We start from the raw sequence: 14,521 nt of genomic DNA on the forward strand, positions 1-14,521 counted from the left end.
TCGCGATGGACAAGCCCTATACCGGCGGCTGCGCCTGCGGCGCGATCCGCTATTCGATTGTCGGCGAGCCCCTGTTCAGCAATCACTGCCAGTGCCGCGACTGCCAGCGCGAAAGCGGCAGTGCACATGGCTCATACGCGACGTTCGCGCGTGCCGGCGTGACGCTAACCGGCGAGGCGAAGCATTGGGACATGGTCGCCGACAGCGGCAACGTGAAGACGCGCGGCTTCTGCACGCAATGCGGCGTGCCTGTGTACATGACCTTCGCGGCACAGCCCGACGTCTTCACAATTCGCGCAGCGAGCCTCGACGAGCCAGCCCGCTACAAGCCGCAGGCGGTCACTTTCGCCGCGCGCGGCCATGACTGGGATCGCCTCGATCCCAGCCTGGTCAAGTTCGAAGGCATGCCGCCTGGATGAGACGCTAGCCGAAATCCAGCACCATGCGGCCGTCGATCTTGCCGGCCTTCATCCGCTCGAAGACGTCGTTGATTTGCGCCAGGGGCACCTTCGTCACTTCGGCCTTCACCTTGCCGTCCGCAGCGAATGCGACGGCTTCGTCGAGATCGCGCCGCGTGCCGACGATGGAGCCGCGCACCGTGATGCGCTTGAGGACGACGTCGAAGATCGGCGTCGGGAATTCGCCCGGCGGCAGGCCGACGAGGCTGACGGTGCCCTTCCGGCGCACCATCTTCAGCGCCTGGGCGAAAGCGGCGGTCGAGACCGCCGTCACCAGCACGCCGTGAGCCCCGCCGCCGGTTGACGCCAAGACCTGATCCACGGCGCCGCTCGCGAGCGCGTTGACTGCGAGATCGGCACCGGTTTCGCGCGCCAGCTCCAGCTTGTCCTCGGCGATGTCGACGGCGACGACCTTGAGCCCCATCGCCTTGGCGTACTGGATCGCGACGTGACCAAGCCCGCCAACACCTGAGATTACCACCCACTCGCCGGGCCTGGCCTCCGTCTCCTTCAATCCCTTGTAGGTGGTAACGCCAGCGCAAAGGATCGGCGCGATGGCGGCGAAATCGACCGTCGCCGGCAGCTTTGCGGCGAAGGCGGCCGAGGCAATGACATATTCGGCGAAGCCGCCGTTGACGCTGTAGCCGGTATTGTGCTGGTGCTCGCACAGGGTCTCCCAGCCGGTCTCGCAATATTCGCAGGACATGCAGGCATCGTGCAGCCAGGCGACGCCGACGGCATCCCCCACTTTCAAATTCTTCACACCGGGCCCGAGTGCAGCGACGGTGCCGGCAGCCTCGTGGCCGGGAATGAACGGAGGAACCGGCTTCACCGGCCAGTCACCCGAGGCTGCATGCAGATCGGTATGACAGACGCCGCAGGCCTTCACCTTGACCAGAATCTCGCCGGGACCGGGCTGCGGCACCGGCACGTCCTCGATCACGAGCGGCTTGCCGAATTGCTTGACGATTGCGGCTTTCATGGTCGGCATCTGCTGCTCCTCTGCGCTTTGCGAAGCAGAATAGCGATGCCGTCCGGTGCTCCTTTGACGGGGGTCAAACAGCACAAAGTTTGCGCAAGCCGTCCCTCATCATGGCACCACCAAGACGCCGCGGGGAATGTCGACGTGTCAGCTATGGAACTTGAGGCCGTCGAGGATCTTGTCGATCACCTTGCGCTCGGCGCGCATGGCGATGCCGACGAGATTGAGATCGTTGCGCGCGACCACCCTCACCGCCTCACGGTTAGCGGCATCGTGCGTGGTGCTGAACATGTCCTCGGTATAGACCGCCGGCTTGACGTTGCGCGTGAGCGCACGGTCCAGCGCGCGCGACAACGCCGGACCATCGGCGCCATAGATCAGGATCGGCTGACCGATCAGCGCATGATATTTCGTGCCCGAGGCGTCCTCATAGGCTTCGCCGATGCATTCGGGAAAGGCCGCAGCGATGCCGCTGGTGAGGAAGGACGCAACGTTGAGCTTCTGCCAGGCCTGAAGATCGGTGCGGATCACGACCGCGATCTTGGTGTCGAATTGCATGTGGTTCCTTCGATTGTCATTCCGGGCTCGATGCTACGCATCGCCCCGGAATGACAGCAAGAGGAATCAGCGCTCGACGAAATCAACCCTTGGCATCGCAGGCCCAGGCGCGGATCACGCATTCCTTGCCGCCGTATTTGTAGCATTCGCGCGTGGCGGCGTTGAGCGAGGCCGAAATCTTCGGCTTGACGGCGTAGCCATAAGCGCCGCAAGGGTTGGTCATATCGACCGACATCGCGGCGCAGGCGCGCTTCATCGTCACCGTCGTGCAATCGCCCTTGCACTGCTTCTGCGCCGCGGCACGCGCCTCGTGCTCGTGGCCGTAATCAAAGGCCTGGCCATAAGCGCCGCATTTGCCGACTGCAATCGCACCGGCGGCATGCGCTTCGGTGACATAGCGGGCGCCCGTGACGGCAACTGACAAGACAAAGCAAAACATCGCGCAACGGCGCGCGACGACGTTCGAAGCCATGGAAAATCCCCTCCCCCCAAGGCAGGTGGAGGCAACTCTAAGCGCCGGTCGTTTCCAGATGGTGAACGGGTGGTTGAAATCGGAAGAGGCTTGGGGAGGTGCCGTAGGGTGGGCAAAGCGACTTGTCCGCCGTAGCTCGAAGAGCGAAGGCGGAAGCGTGCCCACCAATTGTCGATCGTAACGAAGAGACCGTGGGCACGGCGCTCCGCGCCTTTGCCCACCCTACGGCACCGTCGTTTGCGGCACCGTTATCCGCCTCGCGCAGCTTCCAGCGCCTGCGGCGTGTCGATGTCGAGGAAGGCGCTCTCGCCATCCACCGGCACCTCGGCAACCGCCTCGGTGTGCTTGGCGATCAGGTGGCGCGCGCCGACGTCGCCATCGAGCGTCATCAGCTCCTTGAAGAAGCGGCGCGACCACAGCACGGGATTGCCGCGGCGGCCCTCGCTGACGGGCACGACGATGAGATTGCCACGGTCGGGCGCAAAGCCGTCGATGAGACGGTCGATCAGGCCGGCATCGATCAGCGGCATGTCGCCGAGACACACCACGGCGCCGTCGCACGTTTCGGGGACAGCAGCGATCCCAGCCTTGACCGAACTGGCGATCCCGCCAGCGAAATCCGGATTCTTGACGAACCGCACCTTCAGGCCCTGCAACGCCTGCTCGACCAGCTCGGTCTGGTGGCCAGTGACCACGATCACCTCGGATGCCTTGGACGCCAGCGCCTGCTCGGTCGCGATCCGCACCAGCTTCTTGCCGTCGAGTTCGGCGAGCAGCTTGTTCGGCCCGCCCATCCGGGTCGAACGGCCCGCAGCGAGCACGATGGCGGCGACCTGGCTATTGCCCTCGGTCTCGGGCTGTGCGCGTGGCTGCGGCCGCGTCACGATCTCCATCAGCAGGCCGCCGACGCCCATGCCCATGAGTTCGGACCGCGTCACCTTGATGCCGGCGAGAAGCCGCATCAAGACCCAATCAAAACCGTTCTCGACCGGCGAGCGCGCACAGCCCGGTGCGCCCAGCACCGGAACGTCGCCGGCCCGCGCGATCAGCAAGAGATTGCCGGGATCGACCGGCATGCCGAAATGCTCGATCTCGCCGCCGATCCTGGTGACCGCCGCCGGAATCACGTCGCGGCGATCGGCGATCGCGGAGGCCCCGAACACGATGACGAGCTCGGCACCGAGGCCGAGCAACTCCTTGATCGCGGCTGACAGGGCAGCTTCGTCGTGCTGGACCCGCCGCTCGGCGATGATGCTGGCTCCCGCGGGCGCGAGCCGCTCGGCCGTGACGCGCAGCGTCTTGTCGATCACCTTGGATGACAAGCCCGGCAGCAGCGTCGAGACCACGCCGACGCGCTGAATCACGTAGGGCGCGATCTTCAGCACGTCCTTGCCTGCGGCCTTCACCGCGGCATCGCGCAAACTTCCTTCGACGCCGAACGGGATGATCTTGACGGTGCCGACCATCTCGCCCTCGACCACCGGCTTGTAGGCCGAGAGGGTCGCAAAGGTGATGGCCTCGTCGATGTTGTTGATGCGGTCGACCGCGGCGCGGTCGATCACCAGAACGCCCGGACGTGCGGCGAACAGATTGGCGCGGCCGGTGAAGGCGCGTTCGACATGAATGCCCTCGCCGCCGACGGCCAGCGCGATGCCGGCGGCCGCAACGTCCTCGGAGACGTCGCCCGCCTCCATGCGCACCACGACGATGTCCTTGATGCCGGCCCGCGTGAGCTGCTCGACCTCGGCAGGCCCGATCGTCGTGCCCTTCTTCAGCACCAGCGGTCCCTGGCGCAGGGTGTGGACGGTCACCCCGCCGATGGCATCCTCAGGGCTCGCCGGGCCGAACTTCATGCCGCTTCTTCTTTTTCCTTGGGAGGCAGGCGGAGCACCGCCGTGATCTCCGCCATGATCGACACCGCGATCTCGGACGGGGAGACCGCTCCGATCGCAAGGCCAATGGGCGCGTGGATGCGCGCGATGTCGCTTTCCTTGGCGCCCTGCGCCCGCAGCCGGTCGCCGCGCTTGGCGTGCGTCTTCCGCGAACCGAGCGCGCCGATATAGAAGCAGCCGCGCTCGAAGGCGTGCAGCAGCGCCGGGTCGTCGATCTTGGGATCGTGCGTCACCGCGACGAAGGCGGTGTAGGCATCGACATTGAGCGGCGGCAGCGCCGTGTCCGGCCATTCGGCCACCAGCGGAACGTCGGGAAAGCGCTCGGGGCTGGCGAACGCCGTTCGCGGATCCACGACGGTCACGTCGTAGCCGAGCGAGCGCGCCAGCGGCGCCAAGGCCTGGCTGATATGGACCGCGCCGACGATGACGAGTTTTGCTGTCGGCGCGTAGACGTTGAGGAACAGCTTCTTGCCGCCGGCCTCGACATTGGCGCTCTTGCCCATGCGGAGTTGCTTGTCGAGTTCGGCGCGTAACGGATCTTTTGCAAAATCCTTCGCCTTCACCAGGCGCTGCTCGCCGCTCTCGGTGTCGGTCACCAGGATCACCGGCCGGCGCGCGGCCCGCTCGGCATTGAGTTCGTGCAGGATCTCGAGCTTCACGGCTAACCGACCTTCTCGACGAAGACGCGAATGGTACCGCCGCACGACAGCCCGACGTTCCAGGCGGTCTCATCCGCGACGCCGAACTCCAGCATCCTCGGCTTGCCGCTCTGGATCACGTCCATGGCCTCGGTGACCACGGCGCCCTCGACGCAGCCGCCGGAGACCGAGCCCAGGAATGTACCCTCGTCGTTGATGACGAGGCTGGAGCCCGCCGGGCGCGGCGCCGAGCCCCAGGTCTCCACCACGGTGGCGAGCGCGACGCCACGGCCCGCCTTTTGCCAGTCCTCCGCCGCCTTAAGAATATCCTCGTCGCGATCGAGCATCGGGTGCCTCTCAAGCTGCGGAGCGGATCAGGCTGCGGTGATGCGGCGGCAGCGGCCGGGAGAGCGTCGTGATCAGCTCCTGGATCGAACTCAAATTATGTACCGGGCGGAATTCGTCAACGTGCGGGAGCATCATTTTGATGCCCTGGGCCTTGGCCTCGAAGCCGCCGAACCGCAGCAGCGGGTTGAGCCAGATCAGGCGCCGGCACGAGCGGTGCAGCCGGTCCATCTCGAAGGCGAGCCTGGAATCCGCCTCCCGCTCCAGCCCGTCGGAGATCAGCAGCACGATGGCGCCCTGGCTCAGCACGCGCCGCGCCCACAATTTGTTGAAGTTGTGCAGCGAGGCCGAGATCCGCGTGCCGCCGGCCCAGTCCTCGACCGAGGCCGAGCAGCTCGCCAGCGCCTCGTCGGGATCGCGCTGGCGCAGCGCGCGGGTGACGTTGGTCAGCCGGGTACCGAACAGGAACACCGAGACGCGCTTGCGCGCATCGCCGATGGCATGGAGGAAATGCAGGAACAGGCGGGTGTACTCGCTCATCGAGCCCGAGATATCGAGCAGCGCCACGATCGGCGCCGGCTTCTCGATCCGCCCGAGGCGATGGATGTCGATGATGTCGCCGCCGGTGCGCAAGGAGGCGCGCAGCGTGCGGCGGAGGTCAAGGCGAAGCCCGCGCGCATCAGGCCGCTGCCGGCGCGTCAGAGGCTCGGCCTGCGGCAGATGCATCCGCTCGACCGCACGCAGCGCCTCGCTGATCTCGGCGGCGCTCATCTGCGCAAAATCCTTCTTCTGAAGGATCTCCCTGTCGGACACCGACAGGCGCAGATCCTGCTCCTGGTGCTGCGGCGTCTCGGTCATGCGCGGCTGCGACATCGCCTCCTGCACGCGGCGGGAGCCCGCCTGCGGCTTCTTCTTGGCCTCGTCCGGCAGCGGCACCGAATCCAGCATGTGCTTCCACTCTTCCGAGGCGCGGAAGAACAGGTTGAAGGCCTGCTTGAAGATCAGCGCGTGCTCATGGCGCTTGACGAAGATCGCCTCCAGCGTGGTGAAGACGTCGGCGCGGTTGCCGATATCGATCACCTGGAGCGCGCTCATGGCGTCGATGACAGCGCCCGGCCCGACTGGCATGCCCGCAGAGCGCAGCGCGCGGGCGAAGCCGACGATGTTGTCGGCGAATTGCTCGGTCTGCTCGGGCGCCAGGTGGTTGATGGCCATGGTCTATCCTCGCTCCGTCATTCCGGGGCGTCGCGCAGCGACGAACCCGGAATCCAGAGATTGCAGCGCGAGATTCTCAGGTGCGCAATTGCGCACCGGAGTTCGCGCTGACGCGCGCCTCGGAATGACGAACTCAAATGACGCGCGTCAATTCTCGCTCGTTGCTTCCTTCAGCACCTTCTGCAGGGTGTCGCCCTGCATCCGGGTAATGTCGTCCTGGTACTTGAGCAGCGCGCCCAGCGTGTCGCCGACCACTTGCGGGGTCAGCGAGCGGGCATCTAACTCCGACAGCGCGGTGGCCCAGTCGATGGTCTCGGCGACGCCCGGCGACTTGTAGAAGTCCTGGTTGCGCAAAGCCTGCACGAAACGCACGACCTGCTGCGACAGCTTTGCGGAGATGCCGGGCACGCGCGACTTGACGATCGCGAGCTCGCGCTCGGCGGCGGGATAGTCGACCCAGTGATAGAGACAGCGCCGCTTCAGCGCGTCGTGGATCTCGCGGGTGCGGTTGGAGGTGATGATGACGATCGGCGGGGCCGGCGCCCTGACGGTGCCGAACTCGGGGATCGTCACCTGGAAGTCGCTGAGGATTTCGAGCAGGTACGCCTCGAACGCCTCGTCGGCCCGGTCGAGCTCGTCGATCAGCAGCACCGGTGGTCCCGCAACGTCGGGCTCCAGCGCCTGGAGCAGCGGCCGCTTGATCATGTAGCGGTCGGCGAAGATGTCGCTCGAGAGCTGGTCGCGATCGGTGTCGCCAGCGGCTTCCGCCATCCGGATCGCGATCATTTGCGCGGCGCTGTTCCACTCGTAGACCGCGGAGGAGACGTCGAGGCCTTCGTAGCACTGCAGGCGGATCAGCTTCCGGCCGAGCGCTGCGGACAAGACCTTGGCGATCTCGGTCTTGCCGACGCCGGCCTCGCCTTCCAGGAACAGCGGCCGGCCCATCCGCAGCGAGAGATAAGTCACCGTCGCCAGCGACCGCTCCGCGAGATAGCCGCGCGACGTCAGGAGTTCGAGCATCGCATCGACCGATGCCGGCAAGGCCCCGGAAGTATTGGCCGCTGAAGTCATGAAAAAGCCAGTCTCGCTACGCCCTCACCGGGACAAGTTTGGCCGAGGCGTGAGGTTCACTCACTCCTTGGCATTGGCGGCATCGAGGGCACGCCGCGTCAGCACGCCGATGAGGTGCGCGCGGTATTCGGCGCTGCCGTGGATATCGCTGTTGAGGCCCTCGGCCGGCACCTCGATGCCGTCAAGCGCCTTCGCGGCGAAGCGCTTCTTGAGGGCTTCCTCGAACGCAGTGACGCGGAACACGCCTTCGGAGCCGGCGCCGGTGACGGCAACCCGCACGTCGGACGGACGCCGTGCCACGAACACGCCGACCAGCGCATAGCGCGAGGCCTGGTTGCGGAACTTGATGTAGGCCGCCTTCTTCGGCAGCGGGAACATCACCTTGGTGATGATCTCGTCGGCTTCCAGCGCGGTCGAGAACAGGCCCTGGAAATACTCTTCGGCCTTGAGGCGCCGCTTGTTGGTAACGATGGTCGCGCCCAGCGCGAGCACGGCGGCCGGATAGTCCGCGGTCGGGTCGTTGTTGGCGAGCGAGCCGCCGATCGTACCCTTGTGACGTACGGCGGGATCACCGATTCCGCCGGCAAGATTGGCGAGCGCCGGGATCGCCTCGCCGACGACCGCGGACGTCGCGACCTCGGCGTGCTTGGCGGTGGCGCCGATCACCAGCGAGCGGCCCTTCATCTCGATCGTATTGAGCCCCTCGATATGGGAGAGGTCGACCAGGTGCGGGGGGCTGGCGAGGCGCTGCTTCATGACGGGAATCAGCGTGTGGCCGCCGGCGATCACCTTGGCGTCTTCGTTCTTCACCAGGAGGTTGGCGGCCTGCCGCACGGTCCCGGGGCGATGATATTTGAATTCGTACATCTGAATGTCCTGATCGCGGGATGCGCGTTACGCGAGGTCGGATTTCGCCATCGCCTTGGCGCCGGCGGAGATCGAGGCGACGATGTTCTCGTAGCCGGTGCAGCGGCAGAGATTGCCTTCTAGTTCTTCCCGGATCGTATGGTCGTCGAGCTCGTTGCCCTTGCGGTGCACGATGTCGATCGCGGTCATGATCATGCCCGGCGTGCAGAAGCCGCATTGCAGGCCATGGTGCTCGCGGAAGGCCTCCTGCATCGGATGCAGCGGCGCGCCGTCTGCGGCCAGCCCCTCGATCGTCTTGACCTCGTGGCCGTCGGCCATCACCGCAAGCGTGGTGCAGGATTTCACGGCCTTGCCGTCGACATGCACGACGCAGGCGCCGCACTGCGAGGTGTCGCAGCCGACATGGGTGCCGGTCAGGCGCAGATTCTCGCGCAGAAACTGCACCAGGAGGGTGCGGGGATCGACGTTGGCGGTGACTGGATTGCCGTTCACGATGAGGGAGATTTTTGCCATAAGCACTCTCTATCAGCGCCCCGACGGGTCCCGTCGAAGCGGTTCTTATAATTATTCCAACCCATCATATGGGCCATTATGCCCCGGGGCAACATCGCCCGGGACGCAAGGTGCCATGCCGAAGGCGATGACCTTCAGCCCTGTACCGCCTTGGCGAAGTTCGCGAAAAATTCGTCGGCGAGTTTCTTGGCGGCACCGTTGATGAGGCGCTGGCCGAGCTGCGCCAACTTGCCGCCGATCTGCGCCTCGACATCGTAAGACAGCAGCGTGCCGCCGTCCTTCTCCGCCAGCTTGACCACCGCGCCACCCTTGGCGAAGCCGGCGACCCCGCCCTCGCCCTCGCCCGAGATCTTGTAGCCGTTCGGCGGGTCGAGATCGGAGAGTGTGACCTTGCCCTTGAAGCGTGCCGACACCGGGCCGACCTTCATTTTCGCCGTAGCGCGAAAGCCGCCGTCCTCGGTCCTCTCGAGCTCCTCGCAGCCCGGGATGCAGGCCTTCAGCACCTCGGGATCGTTGAGCTTGGCCCACACGGCCTCACGGGACGCCGCAAGCTGGACTTCGCCGTTCATCGTCATGGCCATGAGGGTGCCTCCCGGATCGCGTAACTATTGTGCTGATCAAGTAACGCAGGGACGCGGCAAAGGAAAGGGCGGCGCCCGGTCACGTGCAATGCATATTCGCAACTGCAAAAAGACGTGTGCGGGCGCTTGGGGATTGGCACAGCCGGGCCATGATGATTAGGTCGCGCGCAACATGAGCACATCCCTCTCCCCCCTGCTCGCACCGATGCTGTCGAGCGCCGCCATGCGCGCGGTCTGCGATGACCGGTCGACCCTGCAGAACATGCTCGATTTCGAGGCAGCCCTGGCACGCGCGGAGGCCGCCACGGATGTGATTCCGGCCTCTGCGGTGGTCTCGATCGAGGCCGCATGCAAGGCCGATTCCTTTGACATGACGGCGCTGGCGGAGGCCGCGACGCGATCGGGCAATCTGGCGATTCCCCTGGTCAAGATGCTGACCGCCAATGTCGGCAAGGCAGACACGGAGGCCGCGCGCTACGTGCATTGGGGCGCCACCAGCCAGGATGTCATCGACACCGCGACCATGCTCACGCTTCGCGCCGGCCTCGATGCGCTGGACGCCGACCTCAGCCGCGCCATCAGGGGATTCGCCGCGCTGGCGCGCAGCCATCGCAACACCGCGATGGTGGCACGGACCTGGCTGCAGCACGCGCTGCCGATGCCGTTCGGGCTCAAGGCCGCCGAATATGCCGCAAGCCTCGCCCGCGCCCGATGCCGCCTGCGGCGGCTGTCCCGGGAGGGCCTCGCGCTGCAATTCGGTGGCGCCGCCGGCACGCTCGCGGCCCTCGGGGACAAGGGGCTTGCCGTGGCAGAGCGTCTCGCGCAGGAGTTGAACCTGCCGCTACCGGAAGCGCCCTGGCACACCCATCGCGACCGCATCGCGGAGGCCGCTTCGGCTTTCGCTATTCTGGCAGGAACCTGCGGCAAGATCGCGCGCGACGTTTCGCTGATGATGCAGACCGATGTCGGCGAAGCCTTCGAGCCCGCCGGCGAAGGCCGCGGAGGCTCCTCGACCATGCCGCACAAGCGCAACCCGGTCTCCGCCGCAAGCGCGCTGGGCGCCGCCACAATGGCTCCGCAGCTTGCAGCGACGATATTTGCGGCTCAAGTGCAGGATCATGAGCGCAGCGCGGGTCCCTGGCACGCGGAATGGCCGACGCTGCCGCAATTGATGCTGGTCACCTCGGGGGCGCTGGCCGCCATCGTCGACATCGCCGAGGGCCTCGACGTCGACGCAGCGCGCATGCGCAGCAATCTCGATGCAACCCACGGGCTGATCATGGCGGAAGCGGTCACCTTTGCGCTGGCCGACAAGATCGGCAAGAGCGACGCGCATCATCTCATCGAGGCCGCCAGCAAGCGCGCGGTTGCCGAGAAGAAACATCTGCGCGAGGTGCTGACCGCCGATTCGCAGGTCACTGCGCACCTTTCGCCGGAAAAAATTGCGGCATTGTTCGAACCGATGGCCTATCAAGGGGCTTCCCAAGCCTTGATCGACCGGCTGCTCGACAGCCTCGACCGCAAATAAAGACCGCAGAATACGACGGAGGCGCCGCATGCCCATGATCGATGCCGACGGTTGCCTGCTCAACGTCTCCGTCGAGGGCCGCGACGGCGGGCCGACGCTGATGCTCTCCAACTCGCTCGGCTGCACGCTGCAGATGTGGGAGCCCCAGATGAAGGCGCTGACGCAGGTATTTCGCGTCATCCGCTACGACCGCCGCGGCCACGGCAAGTCGAACGTTCCGCCCGGCCCCTACACCATGGAGCGCTTCGGCCGCGACGTGCTCGCGATCCTCGACGACCTCAACATCGAGAAGGTGCATTGGTGTGGCTTGTCGATGGGCGGCATGGTCGGGCAATGGCTGGGCGCCAACGCGCCGGAGCGCTTCGGCAAGCTCATCCTCGCCAATACCTCTTGCTACTATGCCGAGCCGACCAAATGGCTGGAGCGCATCGACGCCGTGAAGAAGGGCGGCATCGCCGCGGTCGCCGATGCCGTGATCGCGGGATGGCTGACGCAGGACTTCCGCGAGCGCGAGCCTGACATCACCGCGAAGATGAAATCGATGCTGCTCGCCTCGCCCGTCGAAGGCTACCTCGCCTGCTGCGAGGCGCTGTCGACGCTCGACCAGCGCGCGCTGCTGCCGAAGATCAAGAGTCCGACTCTGGTGATCGCCGGCCGCCACGACATGGCGACGCCGATCTCGGCGGGTGAGCTGATCCGCTCGAATATTCCGGGCGCAAGCATGACCATCATCGACGCCGCCCACATTTCCAACGTCGAGCAGCCGCACGCGTTCACGGATGCGGTGGTGGGATTTTTGACGCAGCGCTAGTTGTTATCCGGAGAAACACAATGGACGACCAGAAGCGCCGCGATGCCGGCATGAACGTGCGCCGAAAGGTGCTGGGCAATGCCTGGGTCGACAAGTCGATCGCGAACCGCAACGCCTTCAACACCGACTTCCAGGACATGATCACCCGCTACGCCTGGGGCGAAATCTGGACGCGGCCGCATTTCGACGAGCGCACGCGCCGGGTGCTGGTGATCGGCACCATGGTCGCACTCGGGCAATGGGACGAGTTTCGCCTGCATGTGCGTGCGGCGCTCGCGGAGGGGGGCTTCACCCCCGACGACATCAAGGAAATCCTGCTGCAGCAGGCGATCTATTGCGGCGTGCCGGCGGCGAACCACGCCGTCAAGGAAGCCTCAGCGATTGTGCAGGAGCTCGGCCTGCTCGAGTCCTAGCGAGGCAGGGATCTCGGCAGGGGTCTCGACGATCTGCGGAGCAGCATCGGGCCGCTCGATCAGGATCACGATGGCAGCGCCGAGCAGCAGCAGCAGCTCGGTGGCATGCAGCCGGAGCGCGGCCATCTCGCCGACCTTCGAAGCCATCACCATGCTGGCAAACGAGATCAGGCTGCCGATCGCCAGCGCGATCCCGAGCGCCTCATCGCTGCCGCCGGACTTGCGGATTCGGGGCACGCAGAGCAGAGCGAGATAGATCGCAAAGAACGCCACCACTGTGAGCCGGCCCAGCGCAAGCAGCCAGGCCGCGCGCACCGTGCTCATCCCTGCCATCTGGAGATGGTCGCTGAGGAACAGTGCGACGGCAACGCTCGGCCGCTCGTAGAGGCCATGCACCGGCGCGACGATGATGTTGAAGGCGACGATGGTCCAGGCCGGAATGAAATAGGCCGCCAGCAGCGCGCCGTTGACCGAGCCGATCCGCCAATTCCTGAACATGCCGCTTCCCGCTTCGTCGACCACGCGCCTTCCGCTGGGAAGGCTTTGCCGGGAGCTAACTCGCATCAGACTGTGGCGGCAATTTAAACCCTTTGTTTACCTTAACTGCCCTGCCCCTCGTCATTTCGGGGCGATGCGCAGCATCGAGCTATGGTGCGCAATTGCGCACCTGAGAATCTCGAGATTCCGGGTCTGGTGCCAACGCACCATCCCGGAATAACGCGGCAAACAATTGCCCCCCAAAAAAAGACCCCGCCTTGCGGCGGGGCCCTCCTCACTACCCTTCGTTCTCGGGCTCCCAAATTACTTGTCCTGCTGGCCGCCCTGCTGCTGGCCGGGCCGATCGCCCTGGCGCATCGGATCGTTCTGCTGCTGCTGTCCGGGTTTCTGGCCGCCGCCCTGCTGCTGGCCCGGCTGTTGACCTGGGCGCTGCTGGCCGGGGTTCTGACTCTGCTGACCCGGATTCTGGTTCTGCTGCTTCGTCATTCGGGGAACTCCCTTGTTGGACGTCAGAGGCGAGATAACGGCCGGCATCAGCTTTGGTTGCCCGCGGAACCGGGTTCCTCGCAGTTGCGGAACCGCCGGCCAAATGAGCTCTGTACAAGACCTTTTGCCGGAGCGTGAGCTGTTGCAGCCGCCAGTTCCCTCCTGTTACAAATCCGGAAGAATGCTAGGGGCTGCCGGGGCCCAAGAAACGGCCCAAGAAACCCACTCTCCTAAGAGCTCCCTTTGAGCCCGCGTCAGGTTTGGTACGGCAGCCCATGGATTACTTCGCCCAGCAGCTCATCAACGGTCTCGTTTTGGGCTCGATCTACGGCCTGATCGCCATCGGCTACACGATGGTCTACGGCATCGTCGGCATGATCAACTTCGCCCATGGCGACGTCTTCATGATCGGCGGCTTCATCGCCCTGATCACCTTCCTGATCCTGATCTCGTTCGGACTGACCGCGATCCCGCTGATCCTGCTGGTCGTGCTGCTGGTCTCGATGGCGATCACCGCGCTCTATGGCTGGACCATCGAGCGCATCGCCTACCGACCGCTTCGCCACTCCTTCCGCCTCGCCCCGATGCTGTCGGCGATCGGCATGTCCTTCGTGCTGACCAATTTTTCGCAAGTGGCGCAAGGCGCGCGCGTCAAGCCGATCCCGCCCTTCATCACCGGCGGCTACACCCTGCATGAGAGCACGGACGGCTTCGTGATCCAGCTCTCCAACATCCAGATCATGGTGGTGATCACCACCATCGTGCTGCTGGCCCTCTTCACCTGGCTGGTGTCGCGCACCCGGCTCGGACGCGACATGCGCGCCTGCGAGCAGGACCAGACCATGGCGGCGCTGCTCGGCGTCGACGTCGACCGCACCATCTCCATGACCTTCGTGATCGGTGCCGCGCTCGCCGCGGTCGCGGGCCTGATGTACCTGCTCTATTACGGCCTCGTCGATTTCTTCATGGGCTTTGTTGCCGGCATCAAGGCGTTCACCGCTGCGGTGCTCGGCGGCATCGGCTCGCTGCCCGGCGCCATGCTCGGCGGCCTCGCGATCGGCCTGATCGAGACGTTCTGGTCGGCCTATTTCTCGGTCGAGTACAAGGATGTCGCCGCGTTCTCGATCCTGATCGTGGTGCTGATCTTCATGCCGACCGGCCTGCTCGGCCGTCCCGAAGTCGAAAAAGTCTGA

18 protein-coding genes are annotated in these 14,521 nt (G+C 65.4%); 5 read left to right on the top strand and 13 right to left on the bottom strand.

Features of this window, described 5'->3' with window-relative positions; all coding sequences use genetic code 11:
- Positions 1-5: 5 nt before the first annotated feature.
- Positions 6-419, top strand: a complete 414-nt coding sequence (locus GGD65_RS07060; protein ID WP_018316520.1) for a GFA family protein — start codon at positions 6-8, stop codon at positions 417-419.
- A gap of 4 nt (positions 420-423) precedes the next feature.
- Here GGD65_RS07060 and adhP read toward each other — a convergent pair whose 3' ends face one another.
- From adhP to GGD65_RS07115, 11 genes are all read right to left on the bottom strand, one after another.
- On the bottom strand, positions 424-1,449 hold the full coding sequence (adhP, locus tag GGD65_RS07065) for an alcohol dehydrogenase AdhP (protein ID WP_183234739.1): 1,026 nt from the start codon (positions 1,447-1,449) through the stop codon (positions 424-426).
- A 138-nt stretch (positions 1,450-1,587) separates the two neighbouring features.
- Positions 1,588-1,998 (bottom strand): DUF2000 family protein, encoded by a 411-nt coding sequence (locus GGD65_RS07070; RefSeq protein WP_092259142.1) that lies wholly within the window; start codon positions 1,996-1,998, stop codon positions 1,588-1,590.
- A gap of 82 nt (positions 1,999-2,080) precedes the next feature.
- Positions 2,081-2,470, bottom strand: coding sequence for a DUF4189 domain-containing protein (locus GGD65_RS07075; protein WP_018316523.1), 390 nt, complete (start codon positions 2,468-2,470; stop codon positions 2,081-2,083).
- A gap of 248 nt (positions 2,471-2,718) precedes the next feature.
- Positions 2,719-4,323 (bottom strand): NTP transferase domain-containing protein, encoded by a 1,605-nt coding sequence (locus GGD65_RS07080; RefSeq protein WP_183234740.1) that lies wholly within the window; start codon positions 4,321-4,323, stop codon positions 2,719-2,721.
- Positions 4,320-5,021, bottom strand: a complete 702-nt coding sequence (locus GGD65_RS07085; RefSeq protein ID WP_028142905.1) for an XdhC family protein — start codon at positions 5,019-5,021, stop codon at positions 4,320-4,322. The genes GGD65_RS07080 and GGD65_RS07085 overlap by 4 nt, the downstream gene beginning before the upstream one ends.
- Positions 5,022-5,023: 2 nt before the next feature.
- Positions 5,024-5,347, bottom strand: coding sequence for an XdhC family protein (locus GGD65_RS07090; protein ID WP_007602422.1), 324 nt, complete (start codon positions 5,345-5,347; stop codon positions 5,024-5,026).
- Positions 5,348-5,357: 10 nt separating this feature from the next.
- Complete coding sequence (locus GGD65_RS07095) at positions 5,358-6,560, bottom strand: VWA domain-containing protein (RefSeq protein ID WP_183234741.1); 1,203 nt, start codon at positions 6,558-6,560, stop codon at positions 5,358-5,360.
- Positions 6,561-6,707: 147 nt separating this feature from the next.
- Positions 6,708-7,631, bottom strand: coding sequence for a MoxR family ATPase (locus tag GGD65_RS07100; protein WP_183234742.1), 924 nt, complete (start codon positions 7,629-7,631; stop codon positions 6,708-6,710).
- A gap of 60 nt (positions 7,632-7,691) precedes the next feature.
- Positions 7,692-8,498, bottom strand: coding sequence for a xanthine dehydrogenase family protein subunit M (locus tag GGD65_RS07105; protein ID WP_018316528.1), 807 nt, complete (start codon positions 8,496-8,498; stop codon positions 7,692-7,694).
- Between the two features lie 27 nt (positions 8,499-8,525).
- Positions 8,526-9,011 carry a (2Fe-2S)-binding protein gene (locus GGD65_RS07110; protein WP_183234743.1) on the bottom strand — a complete coding sequence of 162 codons (486 nt, stop codon included), beginning with the start codon at positions 9,009-9,011 and terminating at the stop codon, positions 8,526-8,528.
- Between the two features lie 134 nt (positions 9,012-9,145).
- Complete coding sequence (locus GGD65_RS07115) at positions 9,146-9,592, bottom strand: carbon monoxide dehydrogenase subunit G (RefSeq protein WP_092259130.1); 447 nt, start codon at positions 9,590-9,592, stop codon at positions 9,146-9,148.
- 172 nt (positions 9,593-9,764) lie between these two features.
- Here GGD65_RS07115 and GGD65_RS07120 point away from each other — a divergent pair, with 172 nt between their 5' ends.
- From GGD65_RS07120 to GGD65_RS07130, 3 genes are read left to right on the top strand one after another with little or no spacing between them, the layout of a single operon-like run.
- On the top strand, positions 9,765-11,120 hold the full coding sequence (locus GGD65_RS07120; RefSeq protein WP_183234744.1) for a 3-carboxy-cis,cis-muconate cycloisomerase: 1,356 nt from the start codon (positions 9,765-9,767) through the stop codon (positions 11,118-11,120).
- A 28-nt stretch (positions 11,121-11,148) separates the two neighbouring features.
- Positions 11,149-11,931, top strand: coding sequence for a 3-oxoadipate enol-lactonase (gene pcaD / locus GGD65_RS07125; protein WP_018316532.1), 783 nt, complete (start codon positions 11,149-11,151; stop codon positions 11,929-11,931).
- A gap of 20 nt (positions 11,932-11,951) precedes the next feature.
- Positions 11,952-12,344, top strand: a complete 393-nt coding sequence (locus GGD65_RS07130) for a carboxymuconolactone decarboxylase family protein (RefSeq protein ID WP_018316533.1) — start codon at positions 11,952-11,954, stop codon at positions 12,342-12,344.
- Here the strand turns inward: GGD65_RS07130 and GGD65_RS07135 are convergent.
- Both GGD65_RS07135 and GGD65_RS07140 read right to left on the bottom strand, forming a co-directional pair.
- Positions 12,306-12,842, bottom strand: coding sequence for a hypothetical protein (locus tag GGD65_RS07135; RefSeq protein ID WP_026201688.1), 537 nt, complete (start codon positions 12,840-12,842; stop codon positions 12,306-12,308). The genes GGD65_RS07130 and GGD65_RS07135 overlap by 39 nt on opposite strands.
- A gap of 303 nt (positions 12,843-13,145) precedes the next feature.
- Positions 13,146-13,328 (bottom strand): hypothetical protein, encoded by a 183-nt coding sequence (locus tag GGD65_RS07140; RefSeq protein WP_018316535.1) that lies wholly within the window; start codon positions 13,326-13,328, stop codon positions 13,146-13,148.
- Positions 13,329-13,603: 275 nt separating this feature from the next.
- On the opposite strand from GGD65_RS07140, the gene GGD65_RS07145 reads away from it, so the two are divergent.
- Positions 13,604-14,521: an ABC transporter permease subunit gene (locus GGD65_RS07145; protein ID WP_018316536.1), complete on the top strand. Its 918-nt coding sequence runs from the start codon at positions 13,604-13,606 to the stop codon at positions 14,519-14,521.

It is taken from the genome of Bradyrhizobium sp. CIR18 (genome assembly GCF_014198295.1).
Taxonomy (GTDB): domain Bacteria; phylum Pseudomonadota; class Alphaproteobacteria; order Rhizobiales; family Xanthobacteraceae; genus Bradyrhizobium.